The 17,966-nt window shown below is 62.0% G+C and carries 16 protein-coding genes and 1 other RNA gene; 11 read left to right on the forward strand and 6 right to left on the reverse strand.

Features of this window, described 5'->3' with window-relative positions; translation table 11 throughout:
* Positions 1-31: 31 nt before the first annotated feature.
* Positions 32-928: a LysR family transcriptional regulator gene (locus tag D781_RS19545; RefSeq protein ID WP_015961962.1), complete on the reverse strand. Its 897-nt coding sequence runs from the start codon at positions 926-928 to the stop codon at positions 32-34.
* A 232-nt stretch (positions 929-1,160) separates the two neighbouring features.
* Here D781_RS19545 and D781_RS19550 point away from each other — a divergent pair, with 232 nt between their 5' ends.
* Positions 1,161-1,862 carry a pirin family protein gene (locus tag D781_RS19550; protein ID WP_015961964.1) on the forward strand — a complete coding sequence of 234 codons (702 nt, stop codon included), beginning with the start codon at positions 1,161-1,163 and terminating at the stop codon, positions 1,860-1,862.
* A gap of 17 nt (positions 1,863-1,879) precedes the next feature.
* Here D781_RS19550 and D781_RS19555 read toward each other — a convergent pair whose 3' ends face one another.
* Positions 1,880-2,443, reverse strand: coding sequence for a TetR/AcrR family transcriptional regulator (locus tag D781_RS19555; RefSeq protein WP_015961965.1), 564 nt, complete (start codon positions 2,441-2,443; stop codon positions 1,880-1,882).
* A 104-nt stretch (positions 2,444-2,547) separates the two neighbouring features.
* Between D781_RS19555 and D781_RS19560 the strand changes: the two genes are divergently transcribed.
* The 6 genes from D781_RS19560 to narI all read left to right on the forward strand — a co-directional run bounded on the left by D781_RS19560 (position 2,548) and on the right by narI (position 11,426).
* The gene (locus D781_RS19560; protein WP_080062383.1) at positions 2,548-3,015 is read left to right on the forward strand and encodes a nuclear transport factor 2 family protein; all 468 of its coding nucleotides are present in this window, start codon (positions 2,548-2,550) and stop codon (positions 3,013-3,015) included.
* A gap of 289 nt (positions 3,016-3,304) precedes the next feature.
* Positions 3,305-4,693, forward strand: a complete 1,389-nt coding sequence (narU, locus tag D781_RS19565) for a nitrate/nitrite transporter NarU (protein ID WP_015961967.1) — start codon at positions 3,305-3,307, stop codon at positions 4,691-4,693.
* 82 nt (positions 4,694-4,775) lie between these two features.
* Positions 4,776-8,513, forward strand: a complete 3,738-nt coding sequence (locus tag D781_RS19570; RefSeq protein WP_015961968.1) for a nitrate reductase subunit alpha — start codon at positions 4,776-4,778, stop codon at positions 8,511-8,513.
* A complete protein-coding gene (gene narH, locus D781_RS19575) occupies positions 8,510-10,054 on the forward strand; it encodes a nitrate reductase subunit beta (protein ID WP_015961969.1) in 1,545 nt (514 codons plus the stop codon). The genes D781_RS19570 and narH overlap by 4 nt, the downstream gene beginning before the upstream one ends.
* Positions 10,054-10,749, forward strand: a complete 696-nt coding sequence (gene narJ / locus D781_RS19580; protein WP_015961970.1) for a nitrate reductase molybdenum cofactor assembly chaperone — start codon at positions 10,054-10,056, stop codon at positions 10,747-10,749. Before narH ends, narJ begins: the two co-directional genes overlap by 1 nt.
* On the forward strand, positions 10,746-11,426 hold the full coding sequence (narI, locus tag D781_RS19585) for a respiratory nitrate reductase subunit gamma (RefSeq protein WP_015961971.1): 681 nt from the start codon (positions 10,746-10,748) through the stop codon (positions 11,424-11,426). The genes narJ and narI overlap by 4 nt, the downstream gene beginning before the upstream one ends.
* 53 nt (positions 11,427-11,479) lie before the next feature.
* On the opposite strand, the gene rnpB is transcribed toward narI, so the two are convergent.
* Together rnpB and rsmI are read right to left on the reverse strand one after the other, a co-directional pair.
* Positions 11,480-11,857: RNase P RNA component class A (gene rnpB / locus D781_RS22350), an RNA gene on the reverse strand.
* A 32-nt stretch (positions 11,858-11,889) separates the two neighbouring features.
* Positions 11,890-12,753 (reverse strand): 16S rRNA (cytidine(1402)-2'-O)-methyltransferase, encoded by an 864-nt coding sequence (gene rsmI / locus D781_RS19590; protein WP_015961972.1) that lies wholly within the window; start codon positions 12,751-12,753, stop codon positions 11,890-11,892.
* A 62-nt stretch (positions 12,754-12,815) separates the two neighbouring features.
* On the opposite strand from rsmI, the gene D781_RS19595 reads away from it, so the two are divergent.
* From D781_RS19595 to dolP, 4 genes are all read left to right on the forward strand, one after another.
* Complete coding sequence (locus tag D781_RS19595) at positions 12,816-14,858, forward strand: penicillin-binding protein activator (protein ID WP_015961973.1); 2,043 nt, start codon at positions 12,816-12,818, stop codon at positions 14,856-14,858.
* Positions 14,855-15,208: a YraN family protein gene (locus D781_RS19600; protein ID WP_199557174.1), complete on the forward strand. Its 354-nt coding sequence runs from the start codon at positions 14,855-14,857 to the stop codon at positions 15,206-15,208. Before D781_RS19595 ends, D781_RS19600 begins: the two co-directional genes overlap by 4 nt.
* A gap of 73 nt (positions 15,209-15,281) precedes the next feature.
* Positions 15,282-15,872, forward strand: a complete 591-nt coding sequence (gene diaA, locus D781_RS19605; protein WP_015961975.1) for a DnaA initiator-associating protein DiaA — start codon at positions 15,282-15,284, stop codon at positions 15,870-15,872.
* Between the two features lie 13 nt (positions 15,873-15,885).
* Positions 15,886-16,461: a division/outer membrane stress-associated lipid-binding lipoprotein gene (dolP, locus tag D781_RS19610; protein ID WP_015961976.1), complete on the forward strand. Its 576-nt coding sequence runs from the start codon at positions 15,886-15,888 to the stop codon at positions 16,459-16,461.
* A 41-nt stretch (positions 16,462-16,502) separates the two neighbouring features.
* On the opposite strand, the gene mtgA is transcribed toward dolP, so the two are convergent.
* Both mtgA and elbB read right to left on the reverse strand, forming a co-directional pair.
* Positions 16,503-17,237 (reverse strand): monofunctional biosynthetic peptidoglycan transglycosylase, encoded by a 735-nt coding sequence (mtgA, locus tag D781_RS19615; RefSeq protein WP_015961977.1) that lies wholly within the window; start codon positions 17,235-17,237, stop codon positions 16,503-16,505.
* Positions 17,234-17,887 carry an isoprenoid biosynthesis glyoxalase ElbB gene (elbB, locus tag D781_RS19620; RefSeq protein ID WP_015961978.1) on the reverse strand — a complete coding sequence of 218 codons (654 nt, stop codon included), beginning with the start codon at positions 17,885-17,887 and terminating at the stop codon, positions 17,234-17,236. Before elbB ends, mtgA begins: the two co-directional genes overlap by 4 nt.
* Positions 17,888-17,966: the final 79 nt, after the last annotated feature.

Genomic DNA, 17,966 nt, shown 5'->3' on the forward strand with positions numbered 1-17,966 from the left:
AAAAAAACCTCGCCGCTCGGCGAGGTTTTCACTATTTCTGTGCGAACAGTCGCGGGATTTCACGCAGGAACCAGGCTTTCGCCTCGCCCATGCTGTCGCGCCGCCAGGCCATAATGATGTCCGCCTCGCGGCTGTATTCCGGCCCCACCACGCGCAGCCGCCCCTCTGCGATATCTTTTTCCACCATGGCGTACGGCATGGTCGCCACCCCCAGGCCGGCCAGCAATGCCCGCCGCTTATCTTCGATAGTGCTGACGGTCAGCCGCTGCTGCTTATCCAGCAGCTGTACGGTAATCACGGGGCGCTCGCGCGCGGTGTCCGCCACCGCAATGCCGCGGTATTTCACCCGGGTGGCTTCCGACAGCGGCTCCGGCTCCTGATGGATCGGATGATCCGGCGCCGCCACGTAGACGCTCATCACCTTGTACAGCTTGCGGGTGTTGATTTCCGACGAGGCGCGAAAGTGCATATCCGGCGCGATCACAATATCGGCCCGCCCCTGTTCCAGACGCTCCCAGGCGCCGGCCAGCACCTCGCTGAAAATCGACACCTGGGTATTGGCCTTCAGCGCCAGCTTGTCGACCAGCGGGAACAGCAGGCTGGGCGGCGACAGCGCCTCGCTGACGATGGTGATATGGGTTTCCCAGCCGCGCGCCAGCGCTTCGGCGTCGGTGGTCAGCTTATCGGCCGCTTCCAGCAGCACCCGGCCGCGCTCCAGCAGCATGCGCCCGACGTTGGTGAATTTGGTGCGGTGTCCGGAGCGGTCAAACAGCACCACGTCCAGCTCCTCTTCCAGTTTTTGCATGGTGTAGCTGAGCGCCGACGGCACCCGGCCCAGCTCATCCGCCGCCGCGGCAAAACTGCCGCGGCGATCGATGGCATCCATCACCCTTAACGCCTCAAGCGTTAACGCCCGATCTCTGGCCATTGCATCTCTCTGTCAGGAAATTTGAATATGGCAACCAGATTAACTGGCTAACAATCTGCCGTCCAGATGCTTACCATTTATACCCATCATACTTCAAGCTGCAGGTGCGTTGGCTGCGCTCAGTCACCCGAATCACTGACCCGAGTCAGCTCATCGGGATTCCTTCTCTTGCCGCCTTCCTGCAACTCGAATTATTTAGGGTATACAGATTGAAATTAGGGAGCCCATTGCCATGATTACATGCAGAACAGCAGAACAATGCGGGCAAGCTGACTTTGGTTGGCTGCAGGCTCGCTACACCTTCTCTTTCGGACACTACTTCGACCCCAAACTGATGGGCTACGCCTCGCTGCGGGTGCTGAACCAGGAAGTGCTGGCGCCGGGCGCCGCTCTGCAGCCGCGCGCCTACCCCAACGTCGATATCATTAACCTGATCCTGCAGGGGGAAGCCGAGTACCGCGATAACGACGGCAACAGCGTGCGCGCCGCCGCCGGCGAAGCCCTGTTGCTGGCGGCGCACGCCGGCGTCAGCTACGGCGAACAGAATCTTGGCGCCGATACGCCGCTGACGCGCATGCAGCTGTGGCTGGACGCCTGCCCGGAACGCAGCAACGAGCGGATTCAGCGCCTAGCGCTGCAACCGCAGCCGCACCAGCTGCTGGCCTCGCCGGACGGCGCGCAGGGCAGCCTGCATCTGCGCCAGCAGGTATGGGTCCATCACCTGGATTTACCGCCGGGTGAAACGCTGACGCTGCCGCTGCACGGCGCGCGCGCCTACCTGCAGTCAATCCACGGCGCCTGCTCCGCCCACGGCGAGCATCATGCGCCGCAGCACCTGACCTGCGGCGACGGCGCTTTTGTGCATAACGAAACCCGGCTCACGCTGCGCGCCGCAACGCCGCTGCGCGCCTTGCTGATTGATTTGCCGGAGTAACGGCCAGACGCCTGCGCCTAACCTCTCAGGCTGTCCGCCACACAGTCGCGCAGCAAAGAGAGCGTCTCGTCGCCGTTTTCCCCGCGCTGCGCCATCACTATCGCCCCGTCGGCCAGCAACGCCAGTTTGTGCGCCGTACGCGCGCCCTGCTGGTCGCCCGGCAGAAAAGCGGCAATCGCCAGCCGCATATCCTGCTTATGCTCACGCACCAGCGCCAGCGTCTCCGGCAGACTGTCAGCCATTTCCACCGCCGTATTGATAAACGCACAGCCGCGAAAATCCGCCGTGGCGAACCACTGCGCCAGCGTAGCGGGCAACGCCTGCACCAGCGTGCCGCCGCTCGTCATCTCCCGCGCCAGCGTCTCACGGAACCAGCCGATCCAGCGCTGATGCCGGTAGCGTAAAAACGCCAGGATCAGGTCGTTTTTGGCGGGAAAATGGCGATAAAAGGTCACTTTGGTCACCCCGGCCTGCTTGATAATCCGGTCGATACCGGTGGCGCGGATGCCGTCGCGGTAGAACAGGTCGTGGGCGGTTTCAATAATGCGCTCGCGCGCGCTGCGTAAATCGGTTGTGGTCATGGCTGCCTCCTGGCGGATATTATCGCAATATGTAGACAGGTCTGTCTACATCGGATAATCTGCGCATGTAGACAACTCTGTCTACATACCGCGAGGAAATGATGATGGAAACCCGTTCCCCACTGCCGCCCTTTACGCTGGACAGCGCCCGGCAAAAAGTCCGCCTGGCCGAAGACGCCTGGAACAGCCGCGATCCGCTGCGGGTATCGCAGGTCTACGCGCCGGACACCCGCTGGCGCAACCGCGCCGAGTTCGTCAACGGGCGTGATGAAGTGGTGCAGTTTTTACAGCGCAAATGGCACAAAGAGCTGGAATATCGCCTGATCAAAGAGCTGTGGGCGTTTGACGCGCACAGAATTGCGGTGCGTTTCGCCTATGAGTGGCATGACGATTCCGGCAACTGGTATCGCAGCTACGGCAATGAGAACTGGGAATTTAATGCGCAGGGGTTAATGACCACCCGTTTCGCCTGCATTAACGACAGCCCGATAGCCGCCGCCGAACGCCGCTTCTACTGGCCGCAGGGCCGACGCCCGGACGAGCATCCGGGGCTGAGCGACTGTGGTTTCTGAACTTGCCACGCAACAATGTTGCCAATCGACATCAAGGCCATAACCCAACGCCGGCGGTGAAATCACGCTTCGCGTCAGTGCGTCGCATCGCCCCCGGCCCGCTATCACCCCTTCCACGGTTACAAAAATTTACATGCATAACCTTACTAAATAAGTCGATATACCACATAACCCGCATTCTTCATCTACGCTTCAATCTAAAACCTGTTTCGCAGGTCAAAAAATAGCCTGTCGGCAAATTCTAAGATTCAAGCTTGTTTTCATTAAGTTAGCCATTTAGTGAGGGCATATGTCGCAACAAACTGAGAAAGATAATCCCTATCTTTTGCGTGACTGGCGGCCGGAGAATGAGGCTTTCTGGAACAATAAAGGTAAGGGCATTGCGCGTCGTAATCTGGTAATTTCCGTCTGTTGTCTGCTGCTGGCGTTCTGCGTCTGGATGTTGTTCAGCGCCGTCGCCGTCAACCTGAACAAGGTGGGCTTTAACTTTACCACCGACCAGCTCTTTCTGTTAACCGCGCTGCCCTCGCTCTCCGGCGCGCTGCTGCGCGTGCCCTACTCGTTTATGGTGCCGATATTCGGCGGCCGCCACTGGACGGTGATCAGCACCGTGATTCTGGTGATCCCCTGCATCGCGCTCGGCATCGCCATTCAACACCCCGCCACGCCTTACTGGGTGTTTATTATTATCGCCCTGCTGTGCGGCTTCGCCGGCGCCAACTTTGCCTCCAGCATGGGCAACATCAGCTTTTTCTTCCCTAAAGCCCGGCAGGGCAGCGCGCTGGGGATTAACGGCGGCCTGGGCAACCTAGGGGTCAGCGTGATGCAGATGATCGCGCCGCTGGTGATCCTGCTGCCGCTTTTCGCCCTGCTTGGCGTGCCGGGCGCCGCGCAGGAGGATGGCCCCACGCTGTGGCTGGCCAACGCCGCCTGGATCTGGGTGCCGCTGCTGCTGGCGGCCACCCTGGCCGCCTGGGTCGGCATGAACGATATCGCCAGCTCCAAGGCCTCGATCGCCGAGCAGCTGCCGGTGTTAAAGCGTCTGCACCTGTGGCTGTTAGGGCTGCTGTATCTGGCGACCTTCGGTTCGTTTATCGGTTTTTCCGCCGGCTTCGCCATGCTGGCCCAGACGCAGTTTCCCGAGGTGGATATTCTGCAGCTGGCGTTTTTCGGCCCGTTTATCGGCGCGCTGGCGCGTTCGCTGGGCGGCGTGATCTCCGACAAACTGGGCGGCGTGCGCGTCACCCTGATTAACTTCATCTTTATGGCGCTGTTTACCGCCCTGCTGTTCCTGACCCTGCCGGGCAGCGGTTCCGGCAGCTTCCTGGCGTTCTATCTGGTGTTTATGGGGCTGTTCCTCACCGCCGGGCTGGGCAGCGGCTCCACCTTCCAGATGATTGCCGTGATCTTCCGCCGCATCACCCTCGACAGGGTGAAGGCCCGCGGCGGCAGCGATGAGCAGGCGCAGCGCGAAGCGGTGACCGATACCGCCGCCGCGCTGGGCTTTATCTCCGCCATCGGCGCCGTCGGCGGCTTCTTTATCCCCAAAGCTTTCGGCACCTCACTGGCGATGACCGGCTCGCCGGTCGGCGCGATGAAAGTCTTTTTGGTGTTTTACATCGTTTGCGTGCTGGTGACCTGGCTGGTTTACGGTCGCCGCTCAGCCGCCAAGAAATAATCGACCCGTTGCAGCGGGCCCTATCAGCAATCTGTGAGCAGTGTAACCACAGGGTGTGAGCAGCCCTGTCAGGAGAAATGTCATGAGTAAGCTACTCGATCGCTTTCGCTACTTTAAGCAAAAAGGCGACACGTTTGCGGACGGCCACGGCCAGGAGATGAACACCAACCGGGACTGGGAGGACAGTTACCGGCAGCGCTGGCAGTTTGACAAAATCGTCCGCTCTACCCACGGGGTCAACTGCACCGGCTCCTGCAGCTGGAAGATCTATGTCAAAAACGGTCTGGTGACCTGGGAAACCCAGCAGACCGACTACCCGCGCACCCGCCCCGATATGCCCAACCACGAACCGCGCGGCTGCCCGCGCGGCGCCAGCTACTCCTGGTATCTCTACAGCGCCAACCGCCTGAAGTACCCGCTGGTGCGCAAGCGCCTGATTGAGCTGTGGCGCGAAGCCCTGCAGCAGCACGGCGATCCGGTCGCCGCCTGGGACGCGATTCAAAGCGATCCGCAAAAAACCGCCGGCTACAAACAGGCGCGCGGCCACGGCGGCTTCGTGCGCTCCAACTGGCGCGAGCTGAACCAGCTGATTGCCGCAGCCAACGTCTGGACCATCAAACACTACGGCCCGGACCGCGTGGCCGGCTTTTCGCCGATCCCGGCGATGTCGATGGTCTCCTACGCCGCCGGCACCCGCTATCTGTCGCTGATCGGCGGCACCTGCCTGAGTTTTTACGACTGGTACTGCGACCTGCCGCCGGCGTCGCCGATGACCTGGGGCGAGCAGACCGACGTGCCGGAATCCGCCGACTGGTACAACTCCAGCTACCTGATTGCCTGGGGCTCGAACGTGCCGCAGACCCGCACGCCGGACGCGCACTTCTTTACCGAGGTGCGCTACAAGGGCGCAAAAACCATCGCCATCACGCCGGACTACTCTGAAGTCGCCAAGCTGTGCGACCAGTGGCTGGCGCCCAAACAGGGCACCGACAGCGCGCTCGCCATGGCGATGGGGCACGTGATTTTAAAAGCCTTCCACCTGGATAATCCCAGCGACTATTTCCTCAACTACTGCCGGCGCTATACCGATATGCCGATGCTGGTGCTGCTGGAACCGCGCGAAGACGGCAGCTACGCGCCGGGCCGCATGCTGCGCGCCGCCGATCTGGTCGATAACCTGGGGGAGAGCAACAACCCGGAGTGGAAGACGGTGGCGTTCAGCCAGGCGGGTGAGCCGGTGGCGCCGAACGGTTCCATTGGCTTCCGCTGGGGTGAAAAAGGCAAATGGAACCTGGAGCCGCTGGCGGCCGGCGCGGAAACCGAGCTGCGGCTGTCCCTGCTGGGCGAACACGATGAGGTGGCCGGCGTCGCATTCCCTTATTTCGGCGGCAATGAGAACCCGCACTTTCGCAGCGTGCCGCAAACGCCGGTGCTGGTGCATCAGCTGCCGGTCAAACGCCTGACGCTGGCCGACGGCGGCGAGGCGCGGGTCGCCAGCGTGTACGACCTGCTGCTGGCCAACTACGGGCTGGAACGCGGGCTGGGCGATCCCCACTGCGCCCGGGATTTTTCGGAGGTCAAAGCCTATACCCCGGCCTGGGCCGAGCAGATCACCGGCGTGCCGCAGCAGCATATCGAGCGCATCGCCCGGGAGTTCGCCGATAACGCGCATAAGACCCACGGCCGCTCGATGATTATTCTCGGCGCCGGGGTCAACCACTGGTACCACATGGACATGAACTACCGCGGCATGATCAATATGCTGGTGTTCTGCGGCTGTGTGGGGCAAAGCGGCGGCGGCTGGGCGCACTACGTCGGGCAGGAGAAACTGCGGCCGCAGACCGGCTGGCTGCCGCTGGCGTTTGCGCTGGACTGGAACCGCCCGCCGCGGCAGATGAACAGCACCTCTTTCTTCTACAACCACGCCAGCCAGTGGCGCTATGAAAAACTGACCGCGCAGGAGCTGCTCTCCCCGCTGGCCGACGCCGGCCGCTTCAGCGGCCATCTGATTGACTTCAACGTGCGCGCCGAACGCATGGGCTGGCTGCCCTCCGCCCCGCAGCTGAACGTTAACCCGCTCGGCATCAAGGCGCAGGCCGACGCCGTCGGCGCCTCTCCGGTGGACTACACCGTGCAGGCGCTGCAAAGCGGCGATATCCGCTTCGCCTGCGAACAGCCGGACAGCGGCGGCAACCACCCGCGCAACCTGTTTGTCTGGCGCTCCAACCTGCTGGGGTCGTCCGGCAAGGGCCACGAATATATGTTGAAGTACCTGCTCGGCACCGACAGCGGCATTCAGGGCGAGGCGCTGGGTGACGCCGACGTGAAGCCGGAAGAGGTCGAATGGCAGCAGGCGGCCATTGAAGGCAAGCTGGATCTGCTGGTCACCCTCGATTTCCGCATGTCCAGCACCTGCCTATTCTCCGATATCGTGCTGCCGACCGCCACCTGGTATGAAAAGGACGATATGAACACCTCGGATATGCATCCGTTTATTCATCCGCTGTCGGCGGCGGTCGATCCGGCCTGGGAATCGCGCAGCGACTGGGAAATTTATAAAGGCATCGCCAAGGCGTTTTCCGAAACCTGCGTCGGCCATCTGGGACAGGAAACCGATGTGGTGCTGCAGCCGCTGCAGCACGACTCCCCGGCGGAGCTGGCGCAGCCGTTCGACATTCAGGACTGGCGCCATCGCGAATGCGACCTGATCCCCGGCAAGACCGCGCCGAATATCGTGGCGGTGGAGCGCGACTACCCCGCCACCTATGAGCGTTTTACCTCGCTCGGCCCGCTGATGGATAAGCTCGGCAACGGCGGCAAGGGCATCAGTTGGGAGACGCAGAACGAGGTGGCGTTCCTCGGCAAGCTGAATTACACCAAAACCGCCGGGCCGGCCAAGGGGCGGCCGCTGATCGACAGCGCGCTCGACGCTTCGGAGGTGATCCTGACGCTGGCGCCGGAAACCAACGGCCAGGTGGCGGTGAAGGCCTGGCAGGCGCTCGGCGAATTTACCGGCCGCGATCACACCCATCTGGCGCTCAATAAAGAAGATGAGAAGATCCGCTTTCGCGATATTCAGGCGCAGCCGCGCAAAATCATCTCCAGCCCGACCTGGTCAGGGCTGGAGAGCGAGCACGTCTCCTATAACGCCGGCTACACCAACGTCCATGAGCTGATCCCGTGGCGAACGCTGTCCGGCCGTCAGCAGCTGTATCAGGATCACCCGTGGATGCGCGCCTTCGGCGAAAGCCTGGTGGCCTACCGGCCGCCGATCGATACTCAGAGCGTCAGCAAAATGCGCGCCGTGCCGCCCAACGGCTTCCCGGAAAAGGCGCTGAACTTCCTGACGCCGCACCAGAAATGGGGCATCCACTCCACCTACAGCGAAAACCAGCTGATGCTGACGCTGTCGCGCGGCGGGCCGATCGTCTGGCTGAGCGAAACCGACGCGCGCGAGCTGGGCATTGCGGATAACGACTGGATCGAGGCCTTCAACGCCAACGGCGCGCTGACCGCCCGCGCGGTGGTCAGCCAGCGCGTGCCGCCCGGCATGACCATGATGTACCACGCCCAGGAGCGCATTATGAATATCCCCGGCTCCGAGGTGACCGGCATGCGCGGCGGCATCCACAACTCCGTCACCCGCGTCTGCCCCAAACCCACCCATATGATCGGCGGCTACGCCCAGTTGGCCTACGGGTTTAACTATTACGGCACCGTCGGCTCGAACCGCGACGAATTCATCATGATCCGCAAGATGAAAAACGTGAACTGGCTGGACGGTGAAGGCCACGATCAGGTACAGGAGCCGAAAAAATGAAAATACGTTCACAAGTGGGCATGGTGCTCAATCTCGATAAATGCATCGGCTGCCATACCTGCTCGGTCACCTGTAAAAACGTCTGGACCGGGCGCGAAGGGATGGAGTACGCGTGGTTTAACAACGTGGAGACCAAGCCGGGCATCGGCTACCCGAAAAACTGGGAGGATCAAGATACCTGGCAGGGCGGCTGGATCCGAAAGATCAACGGCAAGCTGGAGCCGCGCCTCGGCGGCCGCGTCGGCGTACTGTCCAAGATCTTCGCCAACCCGAACCTGCCCGGCATCGACGACTACTATGAGCCTTTTACCTACGACTATCAGCACCTGCACAGCGCGCCGGAAAGCAAGCATCAGCCCACCGCCCGGCCGCGCTCGCTGATCAGCGGCAAACGCATGGACAACATCGAGTGGGGCCCCAACTGGGAGGAGCTGCTCGGCGGCGAGTTTGAAAAACGCGCCCGCGATAAAAACTTTGAGGCCATGCAGAAAGAGATGTACGGCGAGTTTGAAAACACCTTCATGATGTACCTGCCGCGCCTGTGTGAGCACTGCCTCAACCCCAGCTGCGTCGCCACCTGCCCGAGCGGCGCGATCTACAAGCGGGAAGAAGACGGCATCGTGCTGATCGACCAGGACAAGTGCCGCGGCTGGCGGCTGTGCATCAGCGGCTGCCCGTACAAGAAAATCTACTTTAACTGGAAAAGCGGCAAGTCCGAGAAGTGCATCTTCTGCTATCCGCGCATTGAATCCGGCCAGCCGACCGTCTGTTCGGAGACCTGCGTCGGCCGTATCCGCTATCTGGGCGTGCTGCTGTATGACGCGGACCGCATCGAAGAAGCGGCCAGCACCGAGCATGAAACCGATCTGTACGAGCGCCAGTGTGAAGTGTTCCTCGATCCGCACGATCCGACGGTGATCGAAGAGGCGCTGAAGCAGGGGATCCCGCAAAACGTGATCGAGGCAGCGCAAAAGTCGCCGGTGTATAAGATGGCGATGGACTGGAAACTGGCGCTGCCGCTGCACCCGGAATACCGCACGCTGCCGATGGTGTGGTACGTGCCGCCGCTGTCGCCGATTCAATCGGTGGCCGACGCCGGCGCGCTGCCGCACAACGGCAATATTCTGCCGGCGGTGGAGAGCCTGCGTATCCCGGTGCAGTATCTGGCCAACCTGCTCAGCGCCGGCGATACCGGCCCGGTGCTGCGCGCGCTGAAGCGCATGATGGCGATGCGCCACTACAAACGCTCGCAAACCGTGGAAGGCGTAACGGACACCCGCGCGCTGGAGGAGGTCGGCCTCAGCGTCGAGCAGGTGGAGGAGATGTACCGCTACCTGGCGATCGCCAACTATGAGGATCGCTTTGTCATCCCCACCAGCCACCGGGAAATGGCCGAAGACGCCTTCCCGGAACGCAACGGCTGCGGCTTTACCTTCGGCGACGGCTGCCACGGCTCCGACACCAAGTTCAACCTGTTCAACAGCAGCCGCATTGACGCCATCAACATCACCGAAGTGCAGGACAAGGCGGAGGGCAAGTGATGCAAATCCTGAAAGTCATCGGCCTGCTGATCGACTACCCGGACGACGATCTATGGGCTGCCGCCGACGAGGTCATCCCGCTGGTCGAGCAACGGGCGCCCGAGCTGCTGCCGTTTACCCGCACGCTGTTCAGCGCCCCGCTGCTGGAGCGGCAGGCGCAGTGGTGCGAGATCTTCGACCGCGGGCGCACCACCTCACTGCTGCTGTTCGAGCACGTGCACGCCGAATCCCGCGACCGCGGCCAGGCGATGGTGGAACTGATGGGCCAATACCAGCAGCAGGGTCTGCAGCTGGCCCGCCGGGAGCTGCCGGACTATCTGCCGCTCTATCTGGAATACCTCAGCATTCTTCCCCCCGCGCAAGCGCAGGAAGGGCTGCAGAACGTCGCGCCGATTCTGGCGCTGCTCGGCGCCCGGCTGCAACAGCGCGGCGCGGCATGGCAGCCGCTGTTCGACGCGTTACTGGCCCTGGCCGGCAGTCCGCTGCGCAGCGACAACGCCAGCCGTCAGGCGGCGGCGGAGGAGCGCGACGATACGCCGCAGGCGATGGACGCGGTGTGGGAAGAAGAACAGGTGAAGTTTATCGACGACAACAGCGCCGCCTGCGACAGCTCGCCGCAGCAGAGTTACCAACGGCGCTTTAGCCAGGACGTCGCGCCGCAGTATGTCGACGTCGGTTCAGGAGGCCCGAAATGATCCAGTTTCTGAACGTCTTCTTTTACGACATCTATCCCTACCTGTGCGGTACGGTCTTTTTGCTCGGCAGCTGGCTGCGTTATGACTACGGGCAATACACCTGGCGCGCCGGCTCCAGCCAGATGCTGGACAAACGCGGCATGCGCCTGGCCTCCAACCTGTTTCATATCGGCATTCTGGGGATCTTTTTCGGTCACCTGTTCGGTATGCTGACGCCGCACTGGATGTACGCCTGGTTCCTGCCGATCGCCGTCAAACAGCAGCTGGCGATGGTGCTGGGCGGCGTGTGCGGCGTGCTGACGCTGGTCGGCGGCATCATGCTGCTGGTGCGCCGGCTGTTTAATCCGCGCATCCGCGCCACCTCCAGCACCGCCGATATCCTGATCCTCAGCATTCTGCTGATTCAGTGCCTGCTGGGGCTGTCCACCATTCCCTTCTCCGCCCAGCATATGGACGGCAGCGAAATGCTGAAACTGGTGGGCTGGGCGCAGGCGGTGGTCACCTTCCAGGGCGGCGCTTCGGCGCATCTGGACGGCGTCGCGCCGATCTTCCGCATCCATCTGGTGCTCGGCATGACCATCTTCCTGCTGTTTCCGTTCACCCGTCTGGTGCACGTCTGGAGCGCGCCGGTGGAGTACTTTACCCGTCGCTATCAGGTGGTGAGAACGCGCCGTTAGCGTGACAAAAGCAAACGGGCTGACGCATCGCGCCAGCCCGTTTGTCTGAAGAGGAGTGGAGTTGACCGGTAAGCCGGGTTCTGTCGTGGACAGTCATTCCTCTAGGCCAGCAATCGCTCACTGGCTCAAGCAGCCTACCCGGGTTCAGTACGGGCCGTACCATGTGAACCCCTATTTGGCCTTGCTCCGGGTGGAGTTTACCGTGCCACGAACTGTTGCCAGCCGCGCGGTGCGCTCTTACCGCACCCTTTCACCCTTACCTGATCCCGCTTGCGCGGGCCATCGGCGGTTTGCTCTCTGTTGCACTAGTCGTAGGCTTGCGCCCCCCAGGCGTTACCTGGCACCCTGCCCTATGGAGCCCGGACTTTCCTCCCCTCCACCTGTCTCCCCAATGAGGACGGCAGTGAAGCGGCGACTGTCTGGTCAACTCCGGCGCGGATGATAGGACATAACGTCCGATTTGTCACCCTTCCTGTTGCTCGAGCGCGTATTTATACAACGCATTCTTCTTCACGCCGTGGATTTCCGCCGCCAGCGCCGCCGCTTTCTTCAGCGGCAGCTCCTTGTGCAGCAGCGCCAGCGTGCGCAGCGCCTCCGGCGGCAGCGCATCCTCCTGCGCCTTGTGCCCCTCGACGATCAGCACCATCTCACCGCGCCGGCGCACTTCGTCTTCCTGCACCCAGGCCAGCAGCTCGCCGACCGGCGCGCCGTAAATCGACTCCCAGGTTTTGGTCAGTTCGCGCGCCAGCACCACGTAGCGATCCGGCCCCCACACCGTCACCATATCCTGCAGGCTGTCCAGCAGGCGGTGGGTGGATTCATAGAAAATCAGCGTGCGAGGTTCCTCTGCCAGCGCCAGCAGCGTATCCTTACGCCCCTTGGTTTTCGCCGGCAGGAAGCCTTCGTAGCAGAAACGGTCCGAGGCGACGCCGGCGGCGCACAGCGCGGTGGTGGCGGCGCAGGCGCCCGGCAGCGGCACCACGCGGATGCCCGCTTCGCGGCAGCGCCGCACCAGGTGGTAGCCAGGGTCGTTGATTAACGGCGTCCCGGCATCGGAAACCAGGGCTATACTTTGACCTTCCTGCAGTTTTGCCAGCAGTTGGTCAGCCTTTTGCTGTTCATTATGGTCGTGCAGGGCAAACAACCGCGCGTTAATCGCGAAGTGTTGCAGCAACAATCCGGTATGGCGCGTGTCTTCCGCCGCGATCAGATCAACGCTTTCCAGCACCGCTAACGCGCGTTGAGTGATATCACCCAAATTGCCGATCGGGGTGGGCACCACGTACAGCGTTGATGCAGAAATGACTGATTGTTGGTGTTGATTCATTGTTTCATCCGGATTGCCGATTTAATATTGAGCATCTTGAAAAAAACATCACTGGATACAGTATGCTTTCCTCAAAATTCGTTCGTACCAAAGCAGGGCGTTTTATGCCTGTTATCGTGGCCACCCTGCTGCTTGCAGGCTGTCCAGGCCAGGCTCCGCAGACTCCGCCCGCCAATATTCAGGACGAGGCGAGCGCCAGCTCCGATTACTATCTGCAGCAAATGCAGCAGAGCAGCGATGATAACAAGGCTGACTGGCAATTACTTGCTATTCGCGCATTGTTGCGCGAAGGGAAACTGCCGCAGGCCAACCAACAGCTGGGCGCGCTGCCGCAGAACCTGAGCGGCGAACGGCAGACAGAACGCCAGTTGCTGAACGCCGAGCTGCAGATCGCAGGCAAAAATCTCAGCGCCGCGCGCAATACGCTGAACGGCATCGACAACAACACGCTGTCGCCGAACCAGCGCGTGCGCTTCTATCAGGCGCAGATCGCCGCCAACCAGGGCAAAGCCTCGCTGCCGCTGATCCGCGCCTATATTGCGCAGGAGCCGCTGCTGAACGACAAGGCGCACCAGGATAATCTGGACCAGACTTGGAAAACCCTGCTGGGACTGACGCCGCAGGATATGAACAACCTGGTGATCAACGCCGATGAAAACGTCCTGCAGGGCTGGCTGGATCTGCTGCGCGTCTATCAGGAAAACCGCCAGGATCCGGATATGCTGAAAGCCGGCATCAAGGACTGGCAGAACCGCTATCCGCAAAACCCGGCCGCCAAGTCGCTGCCGACCCAGCTGAACCAGGCGCTGAACCTGACCCAGGCCTCTACCTCCAACATTGCCCTGCTGCTGCCGATGAACGGCCAGGCGAAGGTGTTTGCCGACGCCATCCAGCAGGGTTTTGAAGCGGCGAAGAACGGCACCGCCGGCGCCCCGGCTCCGTCCCAGCCGCCAGCACAGCCAGCCGGAGGCAGCGCCGAGCAGCCGGTAACCGCGCCTGACACGCAGTCCGGCGATATCAACGCCAACGGCGCGGTCAGCACCTCGGCACCGGCGCAGGAAGACGCCGCCGCGCCAATCAGCACCGCACAGCCAAGCGCACCGGCCGCAACGCCGGCGCCGGCCCAGCCGCCGATGAGCAACGCGCAGATTAAGGTGTATGACACCTCCAGCCAGCCGCTGTCTGCCCTGCTGGCGCAGGCGCAGCAGGATGGCGCGACCCTGGTGGTCGGCCCGCTGCTGAAAAACAACGTCGACCAGTTGGCCAACACCAGCACCACGCTGAACGTGCTGGCGCTCAACCAGCCGGAAACGCCACGCGACAACCCGAACGTCTGCTACTTCGCCCTGTCGCCGGAAGATGAGGCGCGCGACGCCGCCCGCCATATCTGGGGACAACAGAAGCGCCAGCCGCTGCTGCTGGTGCCGCACGGCGCATTCGGCAACCGCGTCGCCAAAGCCTTTGCCGAAGAGTGGCAACAGCAGGGCGGCGGCACCGTGCTGCAGCAGAACATTGGCTCCGTGAATGAACTGCGTCAGTCGGTACGCTCCGGCATCCGCCTGTCCGGCACCCCGGTCGCCGCCAGCGCGCCAGCGCAGCAGTCGGTCACCGTCGCCGGCCTGACCATCCCGGCGCCGCCGAGCGATATTCCGGCGGCCACCGGCGGCCGGGTCGACGCGGTTTACATCGTCGCCAACCGCTCGCAGCTGACGCTGATCAAGCCAATGATCGATATGAATATCAACGGTCGCGGCAAGCCGTCGCTGTACGCCAGCTCACGCAGCTACCAGGCCGGCTCCGGCCCGGACTTCCGTCTGGAAATGGAAGGCCTGCAGTTCAGCGATATCCCGATGATGGCCGGCGCCAACCCGCAGCTGATGCGTCAGGCCGGCGCCAAGTTCCGCAACGACTACTCCCTGATGCGTCTGTACGCCATGGGCGTGGACGCCTGGCAGTTGGCTAACCACTTCTCCGAAATGCGTCAGCTGCCGGGGTTCCAGCTGTCCGGTGCCACCGGCGCGCTGACCGCATCGTCTAACTGCGTGATCAACAGGAAGCTGCCTTGGCTGCAATATCGTCAGGGTCAGATCGTTCCGGCCTCCTGAGCCAACGCACCAAGGGGGCGGGCTATGAATTACAGGCCCGCCGCTATCTGGAACGCGCCGGGCTCGTCTTCGTCGCCGCCAACGTGGCGGTGCGCGGCGGCGAGCTCGATCTGATTATGCGCGACGGCCAGACCTGGGTGTTCGTGGAGGTTCGCTACCGGCGCAACGCCGCCTTTGGCGATGCCGCCGCCAGCGTCACCTATCGCAAGCAACAGCGCCTGTTGCACGCCGCCGCCGTCTGGCTGGCGGGGCGAGGCGCCAGTTTCGACACGTCGCCCTGCCGTTTTGACGTTTTGGCCTTCACCGGCAGCCAGTTAGCATGGATACCCAATGCCTTCAATGCGGATTAAACCTCCGCGCGCGGGCATGAGCCGATGAGATAAGTTCTACGTTGCCGGTGCAGCCGGCCTGGATAATGACAACGTGTTAGAAAGAATCAAAACCTGTTTTACCGAAAGCATTCAGACCCAGATCGCGGCGGCGGAAGCGCTGCCGGACGCCATTTCCCGGGCGGCGATGACGCTGGTGCAGTCGCTGCTCAACGGCAATAAGATCCTGTGCTGCGGCAACGGCACCTCCGCCGCCAACGCCCAGCATTTTGCGGCGAGCATGATTAACCGTTTCGAAACCGAACGCCCCAGCCTGCCGGCGATCGCCCTGAACGCGGATAATGTGGTGCTGACCGCTATCACCAACGATCGTCTGCATGATGAAGTGTACGCCAAGCAGGTACGCGCGCTCGGCCAGACCGGCGACGTGCTGCTGGCAATTTCCACCCGCGGCAATAGCCGTGATATTGTTAAGGCCGTTGAAGCCGCAGTCACCCGCGATATGACCATCGTCGCGCTGACGGGGTACGACGGCGGGGAGCTGGCCGGCCTGTTGGGCCAGCAGGACGTAGAAATCCGTATTCCATCACACCGCAGTTCACGAATTCAGGAAATGCATATGCTGACGGTAAACTGCCTATGCGACCTGATTGATAATACGCTGTTTCCCCACCAGGACGATTGATTAAGGAGTTCGAATGAAGCTTCATACTGTTTACGCCGTGCTGCTAGGCGCGCTGATGCTGCAAGGCTGCGTACCGGCCGTGGTGGTCGGCAGCGCAGCGGTGGCGACCAAAACCGCCACCGACCCGCGCACCATTGGTACGCAGGTTGACGACGGCACGCTGGAAGCGCGGGTCGAAAATGCGATGAGCAAGGATCAACAACTGAAGAAAGACGCCCGCGTGGTGGCTACCGCCTATCAGGGCAAGGTGCTGCTGACCGGCCAGGCGCCAAATCCTGACCTGTCCGCCCGCGCCAAGCAGATCGCCATGGGCGTGGAAGGCGCTACCGAGGTGTATAACGAGATCCGTCAGGGCACGCCGGTCAGCCTGAGCACCGCGTCTGCCGATACCTGGATCACCACCAAGGTGCGCTCGCAGATCCTGACCAGCGACACGGTCAAATCCTCCAACGTCAAAGTCACCACCGAGAACGGCGAAGTGTTCCTGCTCGGCCTGGTGACTGAACAGGAAGGGCAGTCGGCGGCGCAGATCGCCAGCCAGGTGAGCGGCGTCAAGCACGTCACCACCGCCTTTACCTACGTGAAGTAATGCCCCACGGGGCGAGGCCAACGCCTCGCCCCGCTCTCTGCTCAATCCAGCCGGTTGGCCTTCAGGAAGCTTTCCCCGCCCAGCTGCCGCATCTGACGCAAAATCCACTGCTGACGCTGTATCACGTACGCCGACGGCGCATCGGCCTTGAAGCGGTGCGGGTTCGGCAATACCGCCGCCAGCAGCGCCGCTTCGGAAGCGCTGAGACGCCGGGCCGGCTTATTAAAGTAACGCTGCGACGCCTCTTCAACGCCAAACACGCCGTCGCCCAGCTCCACGATGTTGAGATACACCGTCAGAATGCGGCGTTTGCTCCATACCAGCTCAATACCGCCGGTCAGCCCCGCTTCCAGCCCTTTACGCAGCCAGCTGCGCCCGTCCCACAGGAACAGATTTTTCGCCGTCTGCTGCGACAGGGTTGAAGCGCCGCGGATGCGCGCCGGACGCCGCTCGTTGTGGTCCAGCGCCTTCTCAATGGCGGAGACGTCGAACCCCCAGTGCTGCGGGAATTTCTGGTCCTCGGCGGCCATCACCGCCAGCGCCATATTGGGTGAGATCTCGCTCATCGCCACCCAGTCGGAGTGCGCCACATAGCCAAAGTCGCCGCGCAGCCAGGCGCTGACCTGCCGCTCCGCCATCACGGCGGAAAACGGCACCGGCAGGAACGCAAACAGCACAATGCCGGCCAGCCACAGGCCGAGCAGCGTCAGCACCCCGCGCTTCAACCAGCGCCACGGCAGAGATAACAGCGACCTGCGCGCCGCCTTTTTTCTCATTCGGTCAGGTCCAGTACGCGTGAAACCAGCTTATCAATTCCGCTGGCCGCTTCGCCGATGGACTGCGCCAGCATATACGCCGGCGTGGTCACCACTTTGTGTTCGCCGTCGACCACAATATCGTCAACAGGACAAATCACCGGTTCTCCGCCCATGGTATCAATCACTTCCCCGAGATCGGGATCGTTACCAATGGTCAGCCTGACCTGCTGGTCAAGCAGCTTCGGCAGCAGCGCCGGGGCAATACACATAAAACCAATTGGTTTGTTCGCCTTATGCATTTCCCGCGTCAATCTCACCAGATCGTCATCCACCTCACACTCGGCGCCCTGTGTGGCAAAGCTGCTCAGGTTCTTGGCCGCGCCGAAACCGCCCGGCACGATCAACGCATCCAACTGCTCGGCGCGCGCGGCAGAAAGCGGCTGCACCTGGCCTCTGGCAATCCGCGCCGACTCCGCCAGCACATTACGCTGCTCACCGGTCTCATTCCCAGATAAATGATTAATTACATGCAGTTGAGGTTTATCCGGTGCAAAACACACCGCCTGCGCCCCAGCGCGATCCAGCGCCAGCAACGTCAGCACCGCCTCGTGAATCTCCGTACCGTCATAAACTCCACAACCGCTGAGCACTACCCCAACCTGTTTCATCGCCGTTCTCCTCACCAATATTGTCAATGAGTTAGTGCGCCAAGTTGACAAACACTAATCTACATCACACATTTTAATG

Source organism: Serratia sp. FGI94 (assembly GCF_000330865.1).
GTDB lineage: Bacteria > Pseudomonadota > Gammaproteobacteria > Enterobacterales > Enterobacteriaceae > Serratia_B > Serratia_B rubidaea.

What these genes read in the sequence shown, in the direction of transcription:
- D781_RS19545 (WP_015961962.1), bottom strand. Translation starts at nt 928, where the DNA reads ATGGCCAGAGATCGGGCGTTAACGCTTGAGGCGTTAAGGGTGATGGAT.
- D781_RS19550 (WP_015961964.1), top strand. Translation starts at nt 1,161, where the DNA reads ATGATTACATGCAGAACAGCAGAACAATGCGGGCAAGCTGACTTTGGT.
- D781_RS19555 (WP_015961965.1), bottom strand. Translation starts at nt 2,443, where the DNA reads ATGACCACAACCGATTTACGCAGCGCGCGCGAGCGCATTATTGAAACC.
- D781_RS19560 (WP_080062383.1), top strand. Translation starts at nt 2,548, where the DNA reads ATGGAAACCCGTTCCCCACTGCCGCCCTTTACGCTGGACAGCGCCCGG.
- narU (WP_015961967.1), top strand. Translation starts at nt 3,305, where the DNA reads ATGTCGCAACAAACTGAGAAAGATAATCCCTATCTTTTGCGTGACTGG.
- D781_RS19570 (WP_015961968.1), top strand. Translation starts at nt 4,776, where the DNA reads ATGAGTAAGCTACTCGATCGCTTTCGCTACTTTAAGCAAAAAGGCGAC.
- narH (WP_015961969.1), top strand. Translation starts at nt 8,510, where the DNA reads ATGAAAATACGTTCACAAGTGGGCATGGTGCTCAATCTCGATAAATGC.
- narJ (WP_015961970.1), top strand. Translation starts at nt 10,054, where the DNA reads ATGCAAATCCTGAAAGTCATCGGCCTGCTGATCGACTACCCGGACGAC.
- narI (WP_015961971.1), top strand. Translation starts at nt 10,746, where the DNA reads ATGATCCAGTTTCTGAACGTCTTCTTTTACGACATCTATCCCTACCTG.
- rsmI (WP_015961972.1), bottom strand. Translation starts at nt 12,753, where the DNA reads ATGAATCAACACCAACAATCAGTCATTTCTGCATCAACGCTGTACGTG.
- D781_RS19595 (WP_015961973.1), top strand. Translation starts at nt 12,816, where the DNA reads ATGCTTTCCTCAAAATTCGTTCGTACCAAAGCAGGGCGTTTTATGCCT.
- dolP (WP_015961976.1), top strand. Translation starts at nt 15,886, where the DNA reads ATGAAGCTTCATACTGTTTACGCCGTGCTGCTAGGCGCGCTGATGCTG.
- mtgA (WP_015961977.1), bottom strand. Translation starts at nt 17,237, where the DNA reads ATGAGAAAAAAGGCGGCGCGCAGGTCGCTGTTATCTCTGCCGTGGCGC.
- elbB (WP_015961978.1), bottom strand. Translation starts at nt 17,887, where the DNA reads ATGAAACAGGTTGGGGTAGTGCTCAGCGGTTGTGGAGTTTATGACGGT.